Below are 17,306 nucleotides of genomic sequence, written 5' to 3' on the forward strand. Positions count from 1 at the left end.
CCGCCTTGCCGCCACCTGATCAGCTTCCGCTAACGCGCCCGCAGGGCCTTCTCCGCCTCCTCACGGTCGTCGAAGTGCACCTTGGTGGTGCCCAGGATCTGGTAATCCTCATGGCCCTTGCCAGCGATCAACACCAGGTCGGCAGGGCCGGCGGCGGCAATGGCGGCGGCGATGGCGCGGGCCCGGTCCGGCTCCACCTGCAAGGCGGTGCCCGCAGGGATGCCGGCCACCACGTCGGCCAGGATCTGGTCTGGGTCTTCGGTGCGGGGGTTATCGGAGGTCACCACCACCCGATCGGCCAGCCGTGCGGCGATGGCGCCCATCTGGGGGCGCTTGCCCCGGTCGCGGTCGCCACCGCAGCCGAACACGCAGATCAGCTCACCCGCCGTGAAGGGACGGCAGGCCGCCAGGGCGCTCTCCAGGCCATCGGGGGTGTGGGCGTAGTCCACCAGCACGGCCGGATGGCGGCCGTTGCCGTTCTCCGGCCGGCCCACGCTGACCCGCTCCATCCGGCCGGGCACACCGCGGAAGTCCGCCAGGGCCTCCAGCAGCAGGGCCAGGGGCAGCCCCTGCTGCAGCAGGGCTCCCACCGCCTGCAGCTGGTTCATCAGGTTGAAGCGGCCCAGCAGCGGCGAGCGGAACGGGCCCGATCCCCGCGGGCTGATCAGGGTGCCGCGCACGCCCTGGGCGGAGAACTCCAGATCGGCCAGGCGCAGCTCCGCCCCGCCATCCGCCTCGAAGGAACTGCGCCAGCAGCGCTCCCCGAGCCGCTCGGCCAGCCGCGCCCCCCAGGGATCGTCCACATTCACCACAGCGCCGGCCTCAGCCGCCAGCAGCGGCGGCGCGAACAGACGGGCCTTGGCCTCGAAGTAGTCCTGCATCGAGGCGTGGTAGTCGAGGTGGTCCTGGGTGAGGTTGGTGAAAATCGCGCCGCTGAACTGGCACCCGGCCACGCGTTGCTGGTCGAGGGCGTGGGAGCTCACCTCCATGGCCCCCACCTGGGCCCCGGCCTCGACGGCCTGGGCCAGCTGGGCCTGGAGCACGTCCGCAAAGGCGGTCGTGTGCTGGGCCGTCACGCTCTGGCCGGGCCAGCGGTTCACCAGGGTGCCGAACAGGGCAGCGGGCCGGCCGCTGCGGGCGCTGAGGTGCTCGATCAGGTGGGTGGTGGTGGTCTTGCCGTTGGTGCCGGTGACACCGATCAGAGCCAGGCGACGGCTGGGCTGCTGCCAGAACTCGGCAGCCAGCTGGCCGGCCCAGCGGGCCACAGGCTCCTCCACCACCAGCACCGGATCCGCCGGCTCCGGCGGCACGGCCGCCGCCGCCGCCGGGCCGATCACCGCGGCTGGCGCCCCGGCCGCCACCGCATCCCGCCAGAAACGGCCCCCATCCACTCCGGCGCCAGGCAGCCCCACAAACAGGGTGCCGGCCCCGACGCGGCGGGAATCGCAACTGATGCCGCTCACCGGCCGGTTCTCCAGCCCCTGCGGCACGGCCAGCCCAAGGTGGCGCAGCAGGGGGTGAAGCAGCTGGGTCATTGTCCAGCGGGGGATCAAGTTGGGCCCGTTCTAAACGGAGCCGCCGGAAAAACCGTTCCTCCGCAACCAATCCGCCAGTCCCCCCCCCGACAGCCGCGGCGAGACCCGCGGCAGCTCCCTCAGGCCCCCATCGGCCAGCTTCAGGGCCAGCACCGGCACTTCCAGGCCGTAGCGCTGCTGCAGCGCCGGGTCGGTATCCACGTCCAGCACCTCCAAAACCGGCGGGGGATCCAGGGTCAGCAGCCGCTCCTGGAGCCCCTCACAGAGACAGCAGCCCAGACGTGTGTAGAGCAGAAGCGTGGGAGCGGCCATCAATCGGGCACCGGGTCGCAGCCGCAGGGAGTGAAGGGGTGACAGCGCAGCAGCCGCCGCAGCGTCAGCCAGCCGCCGCGCCAGGGCCCATGCCGCTCGATCGCCTCCAGGCCGTAGGCGCTGCAGCTGGGGATGAAGCGACAGCGGGGCCCCAGCAGCGGCGAGATCCAGCGCCGGTAGGCCGCGATCAGGCCGATCAACAGCTGCTGCAGGATCCGGGTCACGGGCGGGATGCTCGGGAGGGGCAGCGGTCCAGCGGATAGGATGGCCGGCTGGCGTGGCTCAGGCCCACGACAGCGGAGCCCAGTTCCGCCATGTTCGCAGGCCGCACGTCGCTCAGCGACGGCGGGCCGCGCCGGATGCCACCCCGATCCCGTTCTCCATGTCTCGCTACCGCGGCCCTCGCCTGAGGATCACGCGGCGCTTGGGAGACCTTCCCGGTCTCACCCGTAAGTCCGCCAAGCGGTCTTATCCCCCCGGTCAGCACGGCCAAGCCCGTCGCAAGCGCTCCGAATACGCCATCCGCCTCGAAGAGAAGCAGAAGCTTCGCTTCAACTACGGCATCTCCGAACGTCAGCTGGTTCGCTACGTGAAGAAGGCCCGGGCCCAGGAGGGTTCCACGGGTACCAACCTGCTGAAACTGCTCGAGAACCGCCTCGACAACATCTGCTTCCGCCTCGGCTTCGGCCCCACCGTGCCAGGCGCCCGCCAGCTGGTGAACCACGGCCACGTGACCGTGAACGGCCGCGTCGTGGACATCCCCAGCTACCAGTGCAAGGCCGGCGACGTGGTCGCCGTCCGCGAGCGCAAGCAGAGCAAGAAACTGGCTGAAGGCAACCTGGAATTCCCAGGTCTGGCCAACATCCCGCCCCACCTCGAGTTCGACAAGAACAAGCTCACCGCCAAGGTGAACGGCAAGATCGAACGCGAATGGGTCGCCCTTGAGATCAACGAACTGCTGGTGGTGGAGTTTTACTCCCGCAAGGTCTGATCCAGCTGGATCAACGACCACCTCCGTGGTTTCGGCCCCCGCTCCTGCGGGGGGTTTTTTTTTGTTTGCCGCAGCCCGCAGTCACCGGGCCGCGGTGTGGAGCCGCCGCCCAGGCGCTGGCTTCAGCCCCCGATCAGGGTTTCCAGAGCGGCGGTCACATCGCTCTGGCGCATCAGCGACTCACCCACCAGCACCGCATCGGCACCGGCGCTCACCACCCGATCGAGATCCTCCCGCGTGAACAGGCCCGATTCACTCACTAGCAAGGCGCCCTTGGCCCGCACCTGGTCGCCGTAGGTGGCCATCAGCTGCTCGGTGGTGGCCAGATCGGTGTGGAAACTGGCCAGATCACGGTTGTTGATGCCGATCAGCTGCACTCCCTCAAGGCCCAGCACCCGCTCCATCTCGGCGCCGTCGTGCACCTCCACCAGCACCGCGAGCCCCAGGCTGCGGGCCGCCTTGAGCAGGTAGGACAGGTCCTGGTCGGAGAGGATGGCGGCGATCAGCAGGGCCGCATCGGCGCCAGCGGCGCGGGCTTGATAGAGCTGGTAGGGGCTGAGGATGAAGTCCTTGCACAGCAGCGGCAGCTCCACCACCTGGCGCACCTGCACCAGCACCTCGAAACCGCCCTGGAAGAACTGTTTGTCGGTGAGCACCGAGAGGCAGCTGGCCCCACCGGCGGCGTAACCCCGGGCAATGGCCTCGGGGTCGAAGTCCTCCCGGATCACGCCCTTGCTGGGGCTGGCCTTCTTCACCTCGGCGATCACCGCCGGCTTGCGGCAGCTGGCCCGCAGGGCCGCCACGAAATCCCGCGTCGCGGGCAGCTCCGCCACCTGCTGCTGGAGCTTCTGCAGGCTCACCCGCTCCCGGGCCGCCGTCACCTCCCGGTCCTTCTCCCAGACGATCCGCTCGAGGATGTGGCGGGGCTCAGCATCCTCATGGGGGATGCCGTACTCCAGGTGCGCCACTTTCACGGGGGGATTGGGGGGGCGGCGACGGATCTCCAAGGGCCACGGGGGGCAGGGCCCTTGATCGTAGGAGTGGCCCGGATCAGGGCCCTACAGCGCCGCAGCCGCCTGCTTGTAGGCCACCTCCACCACTTCGCTGAGGGTGGGGTGGGTGTGCACCTCGGTGGCCAGCTGGCGCACGCTCTGGCGGCGGGCCACGGCGTTGGCGATCTCCTGGATCAGATCGGCGGCGTGCAGGCCGTAGATGTGGGCCCCGAGCACCTCGCCGGTGGCCTTGTTGAACAGCAGCTTCATCAGGCCGTCGCCCTCCAGCTCCGCCAGGGCCTTGGAGTTGGCCTTGAAGTAGCTGCGCACCGAGCCCAGCTCGAAGCCTTCCTGGGCCGCCAGGGCCTTGGCATCGACTTCGCTCAGGCCCACCGAGCTGATCTCGGGGTGGGTGAAGGTGGCTGCCGGTATCGAGCGGTAGTCGATCTGGCGCGGGTGGCCCAGGATGTTGTCCACAGCCACGGTGCCCTGGGCGGCGGCGGTGTGGGCCAGCATCATCTTGCCGGTCACATCGCCCACGGCCCAGAGGTGGGGCACGGGGGCACCATCCACCAGCACCCGCAGCTGGTCATCCACCGGGATGAAGCCGCGGTTGGTCGCCACGCCGACGGCTTCGAGATTCAGCTCCTTGCTGGTGGGGATTCGGCCGGTCGCCACCAGCACCGCGTCCACCTCCAGGGTCTCCACCAGCTCCTTGGTGGCCATGGCGGCGAGCTCGATCCGCACCGGTGCGCCGGGGGTGATCTTGCGGGCGAGCACACCGGCGCGGGCGTCGATATCGCGGCCGTCGATCAGGTTGCGGGCAGCGATCTTGGCGATGTCGGGATCGAAGGTGGGCAGCACCCGATCCAGGGCCTCGATCATCGTGACCTCACAGCCCAGGGCGGTGTAGACGTCGGCGAATTCCAGGCCGATGTAGCCGCTGCCGATGATGGCGATCCAGCGGGGCAGCCACTCCAGGCTGATGGCCTCGTCGCTGGTGAACACGGTGCGGCCATCGGTCTCGATGCCGGGGGGTACGAAGGGATCGGAGCCGGTGGCGATGATCACGTCGCGGGCGCTGAGCACCCGATCCACCCCGTTGATCTCGCGCACCCCCACCCGCTGGGCGCCCTCGAGACGGCCCTTGCCGCGAATGATCGTGACGCCGGCGCGCTCCAGGGTCTTGGTGAGGTTGGAACGGATCGTGGCCACCAGCTGGTTGGCGTGGTCGGCGATCTTCTGGCGCTCGAAGCGCACCGGGGCGGCGTGGATGCCGAAGCCCTTGAGGTGCTCGGCGTCCGCCAGCTCCCGCACCCGGCCGCTGGCGGCCAACAAGGCCTTGGAGGGCACGCAGCCGCGGTTCACGCAGGTACCGCCCATGTCGCGGCTCTCGATGATCGCGGTGCGCAGGCCGTGGTCGGCGGCGTGCTTGGCCGCGTCGAAGCCGCCGTAACCGGCACCGATGACGATCACATCGAAGTCGAAGGAGGCGTCGCTCACCGGGGCCCTGCTCAGTTGGCGGGCATTCTCCCCTGCCGCCAGCGCTCCAGCAGCAGGGGACCCGCCGCCACCGCCACATTGAGTGATTCCACAGCGGCGCTGTGGGGGATGGTGACGCGATGGCTGGCCAGCGCCGCCAGCTCGCTGTCCAGGCCGGCGCCCTCGTTGCCGAGCAGCACCACGGTGGGCAGGTTCCAGTCCAGCTGCCAGTAGGGCTGGGCCGTCGATGCGCCACCGCTGGCTCCACCGCCGCCAGCCACCACGGTGGCCACCACCTGCTGGCCGGCTGCGCGGGCCCCGTGCAGGCGCTCCGCCAGCCCCTCGCGGCCGGCATCCCGCAGCAACGGCAGGGCCAGGGCCGCGCCGGCGGAGGCCCGCAGCACCTTGGGCTGCAACGGATCGGCACCGCCCCCCAGCCACACCTGCTGCACCCCGGCGGCCAGGGCGGTGCGCAGCAGTGTGCCGAGGTTGCCCGGATCCTGGAGCTGATCAAGGGCCAGGACGAACTGCGGCGCCGGGCCGGCCACCGGCAGGGCCGTCAGGGGCAGGGTCAGCACCACCCCATCGGGGTGTTCGGTGGTGGCCACGGCCGCCAGTACCTCCTCCCCCACGGGCTGCCGCCGCGTGACGGCCGGCAGGGCCGCCAGCAGGGGGCCGTGGGCCTCGCCCCAGCGCGGCGTGGACAGCACCAGCTCGGGCGCCAGGCCCAGGCGCAGCACCTCCTGCAGCAGGTGGGTTCCCTCCAGCAGCAGCAGCCCCTGCTCGCGCCGGCCCCGGCCCTGCTGCAGCGCCCGCAGCCTGGCCACCAGGGGGTTGCGGCGGCTGGTGATCAGCTCGACGGGCCGCTCGCCGCCGGGGGCGACGGACTCGACGCGTCGCACTGCGGTGGGATCAGAAGGGGTGGGATCAGAAGGATTGATGGCGGCGCACCTGCAGGGTCTCGCTGATCACCAGCTTGGAGCCCTCCAGATCCAGACCCTTGACGGAGGCCACCTCTCCCTTGAGGCCCTCACTGGCGAGGTTTTTGATCAGCTCCTTGAGCAGGATGTCCTCCACCGTGGCCTGGTCGAGGCCGTCGGGGGTGAGCGATTCGAGGAACTTGCCCAGCTTCGCCGCCACCAGCTCGGAGGCATTGCTGATCTTGAGCACGATCATGGGGGAACACCAGCCTCCAGCGACCCTACGCAGGGGACCTACCCAGGACCGGACCGCTTCGATACCAACAAAAAACCCTCCCGATGGTCTCGGGAGGGTTGATGGAACCAAAGAAAAGTGCGGATGGGGAGACTTGAACTCCCACGACATTGCTGCCACTAGTACCTGAAACTAGCGCGTCTACCAATTCCGCCACATCCGCGTGGCTGGTCGCCAGAACGAATTCTGAACGACTAACGCTGCTGCCGCAAGGGCGACTGCCGCGGCCGCCGATGGCGACTCCGAAAATGTACCGCATGGCCGAACCGCGTCCCCCGGCCACCTGAGCGCCCAAACCAGACACCAGACCCACAGGCAAGCAAGCCAGTTCAGGCGCCGGCCGTCTAGACGGTCTCAGGCTTCATTGTCAAGATGGGCCCCCACAGACGGGACACCCGTACCATGACCGTCACTGTTGTCCCGTCTCAACAGGTTCTCAATCCGCAACTGGAAATCGCCGGTGGCCGGCGTCTCTCCGGAGAGGTACGGGTCAGCGGCGCCAAGAATTCAGCCCTGGTGCTGATGGCCGCCAGCCTGCTCACCGAGGACACCCTGCGGCTGCGCAACGTGCCGCCGCTCACCGACATTGCCGGCATGGGCGAGATCCTCGCCTCGCTCGGGGTGGGGGTGCGCCGCGGCAGCGACAGCATCGAGATGGACGGCAGCGGCCTGAACCAGTCCGCACCGCCCTATGAGCTGGTCAACAGCCTGCGGGCCAGCTTCTTCTGCATTGGCCCTCTACTGGCCAAGCTGGGCATCGCCCGGGTGCCCCTGCCCGGCGGCTGCCAGATCGGCACCCGCCCGGTCGTGGAGCACGTGAAGGGGCTCAAGGCTCTGGGCGCCCAGGTGACGATCGAGCATGGGGTTGTCTCGGCGGTGGTGCCGGGCCGCGGCCATCGCCTCAAGGGCGGCCGCATCCACCTGGACTGTCCGAGCGTCGGCGCCACCGAGACGCTGATGATGGCCGCGGCCCTCGCCGATGGCGAGACCGTGATCGAGAACGCCGCCCTCGAGCCTGAGGTGGTGGATCTGGCGGGCCTGCTGATCGCCATGGGCGCCCGGGTGCGCGGCGCCGGCACGCCCACCATCAGGATCGTCGGGGTCGAGCGCCTGCACGGCGCCGACTACGCCGTGATCCCCGACCGCATCGAGGCCGGCACCCTGCTGCTGGCCGCCGCGATCACCCGCTCCACCCTCACCGTCGGCCCGGTGATCACCGACCACCTGGGCGCGGTGCTGACCAAGCTGGAGGAGGTGGGCTGCCGCCTGGACATCGACGGCACCTGCGTCACGATCTCCGCCGACCAGATCAGGGCGGTGGACCTGCGCACCCAGCCCTTCCCCGGCTTCCCCACCGACCTGCAGGCCCCGTTCATGAGCCTGCTGGCCACGGCCCAGGGCACCAGCGTGATCACCGAGCACATCTTCGAGAACCGGCTCCAGCACGTGGGCGAGCTGCAGCGCATGGGGGCCGCCATCCGCATGCAGGGCAACACCGCCTTCATCGAGGGGGTGCATCGGCTCAGTGGCGCACCGGTGAAGGGCAGCGACCTGCGGGCCTCAGCGGCCATGGTGCTCGCTGGCCTGGCGGCCGATGGCATCACCACCGTGCAGGGCCTGGAGTACCTCGATCGTGGCTATGCCGATCTGGAGGGCAAGCTCAATGCCGTGGGCGCCACGATCCGTCGCGTCGGCTGAGGCCCGTCCCTGCGGCTCGATAGAGTCGGGGTCGCGGGAGCGTGCCGGAATTGGTAGACGGACTCGACTCAAAATCGAGCGCCTTCGGGCATGTGGGTTCGAGTCCCACCGCTCCCATCAGTCCACCGCCGGCCCAGGCGCCTGCCGAGACCTCGGTGATGGCCACCTACGGCCGCTTCCCGATCGAGCTGGTGCGCGGCCGGGGTGTCTGGGTGTGGGACAGCACCGGTAAGCGCTACCTCGACTGCGTTGCCGGCATCGCCGTCTGCACCCTCGGCCACAGCAGCCGGGCCCTGCGCCGCGGCCTCACGGACCAGCTGCGCAAGCTGCAGCACGTCTCGAACCTCTACCGGATCCCGGAGCAGGAGCGGTTGGCGGCCTGGATCACGGCCAACAGCTGCGCCGACAAGGTCTTCTTCTGCAACTCCGGCGCCGAGGCCAACGAGGCCGCCATCAAGCTGGCCCGCAAGCACGGCCACGCGGTGCGCGGGATCGAAAACCCGGTGATCCTCACGGCCCAGGCCAGCTTCCACGGCCGCACCCTGGCCGCCGTGACCGCCACGGGCCAGCCCAAGTACCACGAGGGCTTCGAGCCGATGGTGCAGGGCTTCCGCTACTTCCCCTACAACGACACGGCCGCCTTCGAGGCCCTGCTGGCCGAGTGTGAGGCCGAGGGGCCGCGGGTGGCCGCCGTGCTGCTCGAACCCCTGCAGGGCGAGGGCGGCGTCAACCCCGGCAACCCGGCCTTCTTCAAGCGCGTCCGCGAGCTCTGCAGTGAGCGCAGCATCCTGCTGATCTTTGATGAGGTGCAGGTGGGCGTGGGCCGCAGCGGCTGCCTGTGGGGCTATCAGAAGCTGGGGGTGGAGCCCGACGCCCTCACCCTGGCCAAGGGCCTGGGCGGCGGCGTGCCGATCGGCGCCCTCGCGGTGAAGGCCACGGCCGATCAGCTGCGGGCGGGCGAACACGCCAGCACCTTCGGCGGCAACCCGCTGTCCTGCCGCGCCGGCCTGGTGGTGGCCGAGGAGCTGGCGCGCCGCAACCTGCCGGCCCACGCGGAGGCCATGGGGGTGCTGCTGCAGAACCAGCTGGCAGACCTGGCCACCCGGCACCCGGAGCTGGCCGAGGGGGCCCGGGGCTGGGGCCTGCTGCAGGGCCTGGTGCTGCAGCCAGGTGGTCCCAGCGCCATCGAGGTGGTCAAGGCGGCCATGGCCGAGGGCCTGCTGCTGGTGCCGGCCGGCGCCCAGGTGGTGCGCTTCGTGCCGCCGCTCACGATCAAGCCCCGCCACATCCGCGAAGCGATCCGGCGCCTGGAGCGCGCCCTGCTGGCGTGCCGCACCACGACCCCTTCGGCGACCTGATCGCCCCCTTCAGCCGCCGGGGGGTGGACCTCGGCCTGGGGCGGCTGCAGCGGGCCCTGGCGGAGCTGGGCCATCCCGAGCGCCGCTTTGCGGCCGTGCAGGTGGCCGGCACCAACGGCAAGGGCTCGATCAGCACGATGCTGGAACGGATCGCCACGGCCGCCGGGATCCGCTGCGGCCTCTACACCTCGCCCCACCTGCTGAGCTGGTGTGAGCGGATCCGGCTGCCCTCGGGGCCGATCACGGAGGTGGCGCTGCGCCGCCAGCTGGAGGCCCTGCAGGGGCTGGGCCAGCGCCACGACCTCACCCCCTTCGAGCTGATCACCGCCGCCGGCTTCGTCGCCTTTGCCGAGGCGGGGGTGGAGCTGGCGGTGCTGGAGGTGGGCCTGGGGGGGCGGCTCGATGCCACCACCACCCACCCGGATCGGTCCGTGCTGGCGATCGGCAGCATCGGCATGGATCACACCGAACACCTGGGCCCGACCCTGGCGGCGATCGCCGCTGAGAAGGCCGGCGTGTTCAGCAGGGGGGCCATCGCCGTGAGTGGGGCCCAGGATCCGGCCGTGGCGCGGGTGCTGGAGCGGCAGGCGGCCACGCACGGCACGGAGCTGCGCTGGGTGGCCCCCCTGGCACCGGAGGCCGAGGGCGGCCCGGTGCTGGGGCTGCGGGGCGATCTGCAACGCCACAACGCCGCGGTGGCGGTGGGGGCGGCCCAGGCCCTGGCGGAGCGGGGCTGGCCGATCGATGGGGCCGCCATCCGCCGCGGCCTGGCCGAAGCCCGCTGGCCGGGCCGGCTGGAGCGGCGCAGCGTCCGGGGCCGGCCCCTGCTGGTGGATGGGGCCCACAATCCCCCGGCCGCGGTGGCGCTTCGGCAGGAACTGGATGGGGCTGGGCGGGCCGCCGCGGGTCCCGCTCCCGGCGAGGGCGGAAGCACCAGAGCCCCTGACCCGCGGCGCTGGCTGATCGGCATCCAGCGCCACAAGGACGCGCCGGCGCTGCTGCGCACGCTGCTGCGGCCCGGCGATGCCGTGCGGGTGGTGGCCCTGCCGGAGCATCGCAGCTGGAGCGCCGCCGAACTGGGCGAGGCCCTCGAGGCCGCTGGCCCCGACCCCGGACGGAGCCCTGAATCCTGGAGCGGACCGGCTCCGGTGCTGGAAGCGGGCAGCGGCAGCCTGGAGGGCGACCTGGCCTGGCTAGCGGACTCGACCGCCCTGCCGGTGGTGGCCGGCTCCCTCTACCTGGTAGCGGCGGTGCTGCCGCTGCTTGATCCCTGACCGGCACGCCCGCCCTGGCCGCACCAGACTGGAACCGGTACCGCAGGCACCCCGGCATGGCCCACTCCCCCAGCGCCCCCCCGATCCCGATGCCCGCGGGGAGGCGGCGGCGCTGGAGGCCCCTGGTGCTGGCACCCGTGCTCGCCGCGGTGCTGGGCCTGGCGCTCTGGCTGCTGCCCGCCGCAACGCTGGCCCTGGACACCAGCACCGGTGTGGGTCTGCAGGAACGGGCCCTGTTCCAGGACACGGTGGACTACACCCTTACCAACCAGAGCGGCAAGGACTTCAGCGGCCAGCAGCTGGCCAACGCCTCCTTCGCCGGCGCCACCGGCAAGGGAGCCAGCTTCTCCGGCGCCAACCTGCACGGCGCGATCCTCACCCAGGGCGCATTCCCCGATGCCGACTTCAGCGGCGCCGACCTCTCCGAAGCCCTGCTGGATCGCGTGGACCTCAGCGGCACCGACCTGCGCGGCGCCGTGCTGAGCGGCGTGATCGCCACCGGCGCCAACTTCAGCGGCGCCCAGATCGAGGCCGCCGATTTCACGGGCGCCCTGCTCGATCGCTTCGACCAGCGCCAGCTCTGCCAGCGGGCCAGCGGCACCAACCCCGTCACCGGCGCCGATACCCGCACCAGCCTGGAGTGCTGACCGCAGCAGCCGAGCGGCTGCTCCATCGGGCTCAGCCCGTCCAGCCCCGCAACTTGCCGGGATTGAGCAGGCCGGCCGGGTCATAGGCGCGCTTGGCGGCCACCTGGTCGGCATCCACCACCCCGAGTCCCCCATCCTCCACAGTCAGCACGTGGGGGTTGAAGAGCACGGCTCCCAGCTCTCGGCATTGATCGATCAGGGCCTGCAGGGCCTCCGGACCGCGCCAGCGCACCAGCGGGATCGCCGCCAGCCGCTGGGCACCGAAGCTGCGCACCGCCTCCAGATGCCAGAGCAGGTCGTCGCCCCAGGCCTGGCGCAGGGCCGCCAGGGCCGGAGGTTCGGGCTGGGGCAGCAGAAGCTGCAGGTAGGTCCAGCCGGGCTCGCGGCCACGCACGTGCAGGGTGGTGTGGTTCCAGCACAGCTCCCGCAGCGGAATGCCGCGACTCTCCCCCTGGGGCGCCTGCCAGATCAGCTGGCCTCCCAGGCCAGGCAGCAGCCCGGCGATCACCTCCGCGGCCGCCGGTGCCGCCAGCAGCAGCAGCCGGTGGGAGCGACCGTCGGCCTCGGGGCAGCCGGAGGGCCAGGGCAGCAGGGCCCCCACCGGGGCCTCGAGCAGCGCCAGCTGGTTGAGCTCCAGGGCCATGGCGGGAAGCTGCTGGGCCGCCGCCAGGGCCTGCTCCCAGGCATCAAAGCCCAGCACCAGCTGCTGCCACGGCACGGCGGCGGCGGTGGCCAGGCGGATGGCCGTGAGGATGCCGTTGCTGCCGTAGGCGTGGTTGAGGGGCTGGGCCTCCAGGGCATCGAGCTGCAGCAGCCGCGGCTCGGCCTCGAGCGTCACCACCTCGAGGCCGAGCAGGTGGCCCGGATCCCGCAGGAAGCCCCAGCGCAGCGAGCCGATGCCGCCCGAGCCCCCGGCGATGAAGCCGCCGAGGGTGGCGCTGCGCACGGTGCTGGGCATCAGCCGCAGGGCGCGGCCGTGGGCCGCCAGCTGGCGCTCCAGCTCCGCCAGCAGGATGCCGGGCTCGGCGGTGACCACACCGCTGGCCGGATCGAAGCTGCGCAGGCGGTTCAGGCCGGTGCCATCGAGCACCACCCCACCCGCCAGGGGTACGGACTGGCCGTAGTTGCCGGTGCCGGCCCCGCGGGGGGTGAGGGCGACGCCGTGGCGGGCGCAGGCCGCCGCCACCGCCCGCACCTGCTCGGCGCTGCGGGGCCGCACCCCGAGCTGGGCCCGGCGCCCCAGCAGCAGGGGCTCCAGCACCGGCGAGTACACGAAGGCATCGGCCGAGAGAACATCCAGCTGCTCCGGCCGCTCCAGCAGCTCCACCCCGGCGGCGGCCAGCTCGGCGCCCAGGGCCGCCAGCTGCTCGGCGCTGGCGGGAGCCGGCAGGCCTGTGGGCAGGGCCGTGGGCAGCGCTGAGGGCAAGGCCATGGGGGCAGGGGGGCAAGGAGCTGAGGCCGTGGCGAAACCATGGCCCGACCGTGCCTGGGCCATCCCCATGCTGGCGGGGGGACCCGGCCCGCGTCACCCCCAGGCGCGCCCTCAGGCGAAGGGCTCCAACCGCGGATCGGGGGCCTGGTCCGGGGCGGAGGGAAGCCATTGGCCGGCACGCAGCACCCGCCGCTGCGGGGGCCGCGCCAGCAGCTCGCTCCAGCTGCTGGCGCCGAGCACCAGCAGATCGGCGGGGGATCCAGGCCGCAGCACCCCATCCCAGGCCAGATCCAGCAGCCGCGACGGCACCGTGGTGAAGGGCATCAGCCCCTGGCGCTGCCAGGGGGGCAGCTGCACCGCCCGAACACTCAGCCGCAGCAGCTCCAGGGGGTCGAAGTCACCGCCGGGATACCAGGGGTCCTGCACGTTGTCGGCACCGAGGGCCACGGCCACGCCGGCCTGCTGCAGCAGCCGGACCGGCGCCAGGGGCCGTTCGGGGGTGGTGAGGCCGTGGCGGCGGCCCAGCAGCCAGGCGTTGGTGGTGGGCAGGGCCACCACCGCCAGGCCCACGGCGGCCATCCGCTCCGCGAGCCGCCAGCGGGGTCCCTCCGCCAGCAATCCCAGGCTGCTGCTGTGACTGCAGGTGATCGACAGCCGCCAGCCCTCGCGCTCCAGCAGCCGAGTCACCAGGGCCACGCCAACGCCGGGCTGGCCCGCCCCCTCATCCACGTGCAGGTCCACAGCGCAGCCGAGCCGGTCCGCCAGCTTCAGCAGGGCCCGCAGATCCTCGACCTGGCCGCTGGAGCGCGGATAGGGGGGACCGAGCACGCCCCCCAGCAGCCCCCCCGCCGCGGCCACCCGCTGGGCCAGGGCACCCCCCTCGGCCGTCGTCCAGAACGCCAGGGGCACCAGCGCCACCAGTTGAAGGTCCACACGCCCCCGCCAGCGCTCGCGCAGGGCCAGCAGGGCCGTCCAGCTGGGCGCAGCCGCCGGCCCGCCGCTGTCCACATGGCTGCGCAGGGCCCGCAGGCCGTAGCGCCAGGCCCGGTCCAGGGCCCGCTCCCCCCGCTCCAGCACCTGCTCGACGCTGCGATGCGCGCCCTCGCGCAGGTTGGCCGCCAGCGCCCCAGCCATGGCACCGCCGCGGTTGGGGTAGGCCGCCCAGGTGAAGGCCTTGTCGAGGTGGACATGGGGCTCCACCGGCGGGGTGATCGCCAGCGACGGGGCCGGGATCTCGCCGCCGCCGGAGGCACGCGCTGGGCCCGCATCCAGGCCAGCGGCCCCGGAAGCGTCGCAGGGGTGAATCCGGGCCACGCACCCCCCGTCCAGCTCCAGCTGGACCGTCAGCAGCCCATCGGCGTCGCCGCAGCCCAGGTCGCTCTGGCCGGGGTCAAGCAGGGCGCGGGGCAGGCGCAGCGGGGGCAGCAGCCGACGCTGGCCCTGGGGCTGCGCTGGCGGCGCGCTGGCGGACAGCCCAGGCGCACCCACCCCGCTCACTTCTGCTCCACGCCGGCGTCGCTCTCGGCCCGGAGCACCAGCAGCTGGCCGGCCAGCCCCAGGGTGAGGGCGTGGTAGCGGGGCACCGCCAGCCCGGGCATCAGCTCCTGGCCCCCCACCTCCGTGGCGTAGACGCTGAACAGGCCGGCGTTGTAGCGGTGGGTGGCCTGGGCGGCGAGGGCCCCAAGGGCCCGGCGCTGGCTCTGGATCAGGCCGTGGCAGTCGCGCACCACCAGGCGGAGCAGCATCGGCAGCCCCTCCTCACCGCACACCTCATCGGCGGCCAGCTCCACCAGTCGCTCGCCGGCGAAGCTCTCGAACTCGGCGGGGCCGGGGTTGGTCCAGGCCAGGGCCGTGGCCAGGCCGGCCAGCAGCAGCGACCAGCCCAGCCACGGCCGCCAGCAGCGTGGGGGGTGGGAGGCCGCTGGGCTCGGGGTCTCTCGACTCGACGTCTCTGAACTCGACGACTCGACGCTCACGGGGACCGGCCGAAGCTTGGGGATGCCTTGATCTAAGATGACTGGGCCCTGGCGGGCGTAGCCAAGTGGTTAAGGCAGCGGATTGTGATTCCGCCATTCGGGGGTTCAAGTCCCCTCGCTCGCCCTGAAACCCCTGCGGTGATGGCTTCGGCCGTCACCGTTTTTTTTGCTCCGGAAGCGGCACCTCGCGATCAGCCCTCCGCCAGCAACGCCGCCAGGAGTTCCGCAGCCTCCTGACGCACCGGGTCGGCGCAGGGCAGGCCGGTGGCGCTCCGGGCCGCGGCGATCGCCGCGGCGGCCTCGGCCTCCCCCAACAGGGCTGTGTTGAGCGCGACGGCCCGCACCCGCGGCCTGCGGCCATCAGGGCGGCCCAGGGCCGCCAGCGCCTCGGCGGCGGCGATCAGCTCCGCCAGCGGCGGAATCGCCACGGCGGCAACCCCCTCCCGGGGGCGCACCTGCCGCTGGCCGGCGCGGTGCACCAGCAGCAGATCCGTGGGCTGGCTGCCCCGCAGCAGCGGCAGGGTGGCGGTGGAGCCCGGGTGGCAGAGGGAGCCCTGGCCCTCCACCAGCACCAGCGCCCCGGCCCCGGCCCCGGCGGCCGCCTGCAGCACCGCCTGCTCCACGGCTCCGGCGGCGTAGTCCACCCGCACGGCATCGAGGGCCACCCCCTGGCCGCTGATCAGGATCCCCGCCTGGCCGGTGCCCACGAAGCGGGCCTCCAGCCCCTGGCGGCGGGCCTCGACCAGCAGCTCCAGGCAGGCGCTCATCTTGCCCACGGCCATGTCCGTGCCGATGGCCAGCAGCCGCCGGCAGGGCAGGGCGGCGCAGCGGGCCGCGGCCACCTCCAGATCCGCCGGCTCCCGGCGCAGGTCCCAGATCCACTGGCCCGGCCGCAGCGCCACGGCGGCGAACTCCGGATCCTCCGCCAGCTGGCTGTGCAGGCCGCTGGCCAGGCTCAGTCCCGCCCGCAAACCCGCCACCACGTCGGCGCGCATCTCCGCCGGCAGCCGGCCGCCCGAGGGCGCCAGACCCACCACCGCCACCTGCGGGCCGTAGGCCAGGGCCTCCGCCATGGAGCCCACCACCGGCACAGTCCGCGCGATGCCCGTGATCGCCTCCAGGGAGCGGCCGGCATGGGCGGGATCGATGACCGCCACGATCGGACCCTGGCGGTAGCGCAGCATCGCCAGACCGGTCTTGCCCGAGAGGTTGTCGAGGCCGCCGTGCTGCAGCAGCACCAGCGGGGCATCGGCCGTGAGCATCAGGGCACCTCCTGAGGAAGTACTCGAAGCGGAAGCTGGCCACGCACCCCCAGCCCCGGGCGATCGCTGGGCCGCAGGATGTCGCCCACCAGCTCAGCGCCTGTGAAGGGATCGTCCACCAGGTTGAGGTGACTGTCGAGATCAGGCCAGCGCACCAGCGGCAGCAGCTGGGCGGCGGCGCCGTTGAGCAGGGCGCTGTCGGAGTAGCAGCCGAGCATCACCCCCAGCCCCAGCCGCCGGGCCGTGCGCGCCATCAGCAGCGCCTCGGCCAGGCCGCCGCACTTGACCAGCTTGATGTTGACCCCATCCACGTGGGGCGCGAGCCGCAGCAGATCAACCAGATCCCAGCAGCTCTCATCGGCCACCACCGGGATCGGCGCCAGGCCCCGCAGGGCCGCAAAGCCCGCCGCATCGGCGGCGGGGTCGCGCAGCGGCGCCAGGGGCTGCTCCACCAGCACCACCCCCCGCTCCGCCAGCCAGGGGAGCATCCGCTGGGCGGTGGCCAGATCCCAGCCGCCGTTGGCATCCACCTGCAGCTCCGAGCCCTGGCCAGCGGCATCGGCCCGCCGGGCCAGGGCCGCCAGCACCGCCAGCACCAGGGCGCGGTCGTGAGCCGGGCCATCGGGACTGCCCAGCTTGAGCTTGATGCGGGTGGCGGGCAGCTGCAGCCACCAGCGCTCGAGCCGCGCCAGCACAGCCTCGGGCTCCCCCAGCCCGAGGGTCACGCTGGTGGCGACACAGGCCCCCGGATCCAGGCTCCAGAGCCGGTGCAAGGGCTGAGCCAGCCGCTGGCCCCACCAGTCGTGCAGGGCCAGATCGAGGCCGCAGCGGGCCGGTGGCGAGAGCCGGGCCAGCAGCGGCTCCAGCGCCTGCAGCGGCTCGGGGGCCCAGGGCTCCAGCGCGGGGGCGAGCGCGTCGAGCTCGGCGGCGATCGCCTCCGTGGTGTAGGCGCGGTGGCCGGTGTCGAAGCCTCCGGTCTCGCCGAGGCCCGTGAGGCCGTCGTGCTCGACCGTCACCAGCAGGTGCTCCACGGCGGCGGTGCTGCCGCGGCTGATGGCCAGCGGCACGGCCTTGGTGAGCCGAAAGCGACGCAGGCGAAGGCGCATGGACACGGGCCGTGACCCTCAAGCTG

The 17,306-nt window shown here is 72.3% G+C and carries 17 protein-coding genes and 3 tRNA genes; 7 read left to right on the forward strand and 13 right to left on the reverse strand.

Annotation, left to right across the window (positions count from 1 at the left end; all coding sequences use genetic code 11):
- Window positions 1-29: 29 nt before the first annotated feature.
- From CJZ98_RS03060 to yidD, 3 genes are read right to left on the reverse strand one after another with little or no spacing between them, the layout of a single operon-like run.
- Window positions 30-1,535, reverse strand: coding sequence for a UDP-N-acetylmuramoyl-L-alanyl-D-glutamate--2,6-diaminopimelate ligase (locus tag CJZ98_RS03060; protein ID WP_094588202.1), 1,506 nt, complete (start codon window positions 1,533-1,535; stop codon window positions 30-32).
- 30 nt (window positions 1,536-1,565) lie between these two features.
- Entirely contained in the window at window positions 1,566-1,847 is a 282-nt protein-coding gene (locus CJZ98_RS03065; RefSeq protein ID WP_094588203.1) for a glutaredoxin family protein, read from the reverse strand.
- Window positions 1,847-2,095, reverse strand: a complete 249-nt coding sequence (gene yidD / locus CJZ98_RS03070) for a membrane protein insertion efficiency factor YidD (protein ID WP_232756153.1) — start codon at window positions 2,093-2,095, stop codon at window positions 1,847-1,849. The genes CJZ98_RS03065 and yidD overlap by 1 nt, the downstream gene beginning before the upstream one ends.
- A gap of 134 nt (window positions 2,096-2,229) precedes the next feature.
- Here yidD and rpsD point away from each other — a divergent pair, with 134 nt between their 5' ends.
- The gene (gene rpsD / locus CJZ98_RS03075) at window positions 2,230-2,838 is read left to right on the forward strand and encodes a 30S ribosomal protein S4 (RefSeq protein WP_094588207.1); all 609 of its coding nucleotides are present in this window, start codon (window positions 2,230-2,232) and stop codon (window positions 2,836-2,838) included.
- Window positions 2,839-2,960: 122 nt separating this feature from the next.
- Here the strand turns inward: rpsD and trpC are convergent, their stop codons facing one another.
- The 5 genes from trpC to CJZ98_RS03100 all read right to left on the reverse strand — a co-directional run bounded on the left by trpC (window position 2,961) and on the right by CJZ98_RS03100 (window position 6,690).
- Entirely contained in the window at window positions 2,961-3,845 is an 885-nt protein-coding gene (gene trpC, locus CJZ98_RS03080; RefSeq protein ID WP_094588209.1) for an indole-3-glycerol phosphate synthase TrpC, read from the reverse strand.
- Window positions 3,846-3,896: 51 nt separating this feature from the next.
- Entirely contained in the window at window positions 3,897-5,333 is a 1,437-nt protein-coding gene (gene lpdA, locus CJZ98_RS03085; protein WP_094588211.1) for a dihydrolipoyl dehydrogenase, read from the reverse strand.
- An 11-nt stretch (window positions 5,334-5,344) separates the two neighbouring features.
- Window positions 5,345-6,214, reverse strand: a complete 870-nt coding sequence (locus CJZ98_RS03090; RefSeq protein WP_232756140.1) for a TrmH family RNA methyltransferase — start codon at window positions 6,212-6,214, stop codon at window positions 5,345-5,347.
- A 25-nt stretch (window positions 6,215-6,239) separates the two neighbouring features.
- Window positions 6,240-6,488 (reverse strand): hypothetical protein, encoded by a 249-nt coding sequence (locus CJZ98_RS03095; RefSeq protein WP_094588213.1) that lies wholly within the window; start codon window positions 6,486-6,488, stop codon window positions 6,240-6,242.
- A 118-nt stretch (window positions 6,489-6,606) separates the two neighbouring features.
- A tRNA-Leu gene (locus tag CJZ98_RS03100) sits at window positions 6,607-6,690 on the reverse strand.
- A gap of 239 nt (window positions 6,691-6,929) precedes the next feature.
- Here CJZ98_RS03100 and murA point away from each other — a divergent pair.
- The 5 genes from murA (at window position 6,930) to CJZ98_RS03125 (ending at window position 11,504) form a co-directional block, all read left to right on the forward strand.
- Complete coding sequence (murA, locus tag CJZ98_RS03105; RefSeq protein WP_094588215.1) at window positions 6,930-8,225, forward strand: UDP-N-acetylglucosamine 1-carboxyvinyltransferase; 1,296 nt, start codon at window positions 6,930-6,932, stop codon at window positions 8,223-8,225.
- Window positions 8,226-8,260: 35 nt separating this feature from the next.
- Window positions 8,261-8,342, forward strand: a tRNA-Leu gene (locus tag CJZ98_RS03110).
- 41 nt (window positions 8,343-8,383) lie between these two features.
- Window positions 8,384-9,583, forward strand: a complete 1,200-nt coding sequence (locus tag CJZ98_RS03115) for an aspartate aminotransferase family protein (RefSeq protein ID WP_094588313.1) — start codon at window positions 8,384-8,386, stop codon at window positions 9,581-9,583.
- Window positions 9,553-10,857: a bifunctional folylpolyglutamate synthase/dihydrofolate synthase gene (locus tag CJZ98_RS03120; protein WP_094588217.1), complete on the forward strand. Its 1,305-nt coding sequence runs from the start codon at window positions 9,553-9,555 to the stop codon at window positions 10,855-10,857. The genes CJZ98_RS03115 and CJZ98_RS03120 overlap by 31 nt, the downstream gene beginning before the upstream one ends.
- A gap of 56 nt (window positions 10,858-10,913) precedes the next feature.
- Window positions 10,914-11,504, forward strand: a complete 591-nt coding sequence (locus CJZ98_RS03125) for a pentapeptide repeat-containing protein (RefSeq protein WP_094588219.1) — start codon at window positions 10,914-10,916, stop codon at window positions 11,502-11,504.
- Between the two features lie 31 nt (window positions 11,505-11,535).
- Here CJZ98_RS03125 and CJZ98_RS03130 read toward each other — a convergent pair whose 3' ends face one another.
- The 3 genes from CJZ98_RS03130 to CJZ98_RS03140 form a co-directional block, all read right to left on the reverse strand.
- On the reverse strand, window positions 11,536-12,936 hold the full coding sequence (locus CJZ98_RS03130; protein WP_094588221.1) for an FAD-binding oxidoreductase: 1,401 nt from the start codon (window positions 12,934-12,936) through the stop codon (window positions 11,536-11,538).
- Window positions 12,937-13,047: 111 nt separating this feature from the next.
- Window positions 13,048-14,433: an amidohydrolase family protein gene (locus CJZ98_RS03135; protein WP_232756141.1), complete on the reverse strand. Its 1,386-nt coding sequence runs from the start codon at window positions 14,431-14,433 to the stop codon at window positions 13,048-13,050.
- Complete coding sequence (locus CJZ98_RS03140) at window positions 14,430-14,912, reverse strand: DUF4359 domain-containing protein (RefSeq protein WP_232756142.1); 483 nt, start codon at window positions 14,910-14,912, stop codon at window positions 14,430-14,432. Before CJZ98_RS03140 ends, CJZ98_RS03135 begins: the two co-directional genes overlap by 4 nt.
- Window positions 14,913-14,963: 51 nt before the next feature.
- Between CJZ98_RS03140 and CJZ98_RS03145 the strand changes: the two genes are divergently transcribed.
- Window positions 14,964-15,036, forward strand: a tRNA-His gene (locus tag CJZ98_RS03145).
- Between the two features lie 67 nt (window positions 15,037-15,103).
- Here the strand turns inward: CJZ98_RS03145 and CJZ98_RS03150 are convergent.
- Both CJZ98_RS03150 and CJZ98_RS03155 read right to left on the reverse strand, forming a co-directional pair.
- Window positions 15,104-16,174, reverse strand: coding sequence for a DUF1611 domain-containing protein (locus CJZ98_RS03150; protein ID WP_094588223.1), 1,071 nt, complete (start codon window positions 16,172-16,174; stop codon window positions 15,104-15,106).
- Window positions 16,174-17,280 (reverse strand): enolase C-terminal domain-like protein, encoded by a 1,107-nt coding sequence (locus tag CJZ98_RS03155; protein WP_094588225.1) that lies wholly within the window; start codon window positions 17,278-17,280, stop codon window positions 16,174-16,176. Before CJZ98_RS03155 ends, CJZ98_RS03150 begins: the two co-directional genes overlap by 1 nt.
- Window positions 17,281-17,306: the final 26 nt, after the last annotated feature.

The sequence above is a fragment of the Vulcanococcus limneticus LL genome (genome assembly GCF_002252705.1).
Lineage (GTDB): Bacteria > Cyanobacteriota > Cyanobacteriia > PCC-6307 > Cyanobiaceae > Vulcanococcus > Vulcanococcus limneticus.

Bases quoted from the DNA above. Each gene is read 5' to 3' on its own strand.
- CJZ98_RS03060 (WP_094588202.1), bottom strand. From the start codon at position 1,535: ATGACCCAGCTGCTTCACCCCCTGCTGCGCCACCTTGGGCTGGCCGTG.
- CJZ98_RS03065 (WP_094588203.1), bottom strand. From the start codon at position 1,847: ATGGCCGCTCCCACGCTTCTGCTCTACACACGTCTGGGCTGCTGTCTC.
- rpsD (WP_094588207.1), top strand. From the start codon at position 2,230: ATGTCTCGCTACCGCGGCCCTCGCCTGAGGATCACGCGGCGCTTGGGA.
- CJZ98_RS03095 (WP_094588213.1), bottom strand. From the start codon at position 6,488: ATGATCGTGCTCAAGATCAGCAATGCCTCCGAGCTGGTGGCGGCGAAG.
- murA (WP_094588215.1), top strand. From the start codon at position 6,930: ATGACCGTCACTGTTGTCCCGTCTCAACAGGTTCTCAATCCGCAACTG.
- CJZ98_RS03115 (WP_094588313.1), top strand. From the start codon at position 8,384: ATGGCCACCTACGGCCGCTTCCCGATCGAGCTGGTGCGCGGCCGGGGT.
- CJZ98_RS03125 (WP_094588219.1), top strand. From the start codon at position 10,914: ATGGCCCACTCCCCCAGCGCCCCCCCGATCCCGATGCCCGCGGGGAGG.
- CJZ98_RS03130 (WP_094588221.1), bottom strand. From the start codon at position 12,936: ATGGCCTTGCCCTCAGCGCTGCCCACGGCCCTGCCCACAGGCCTGCCG.
- CJZ98_RS03150 (WP_094588223.1), bottom strand. From the start codon at position 16,174: ATGCTCACGGCCGATGCCCCGCTGGTGCTGCTGCAGCACGGCGGCCTC.
- CJZ98_RS03155 (WP_094588225.1), bottom strand. From the start codon at position 17,280: ATGCGCCTTCGCCTGCGTCGCTTTCGGCTCACCAAGGCCGTGCCGCTG.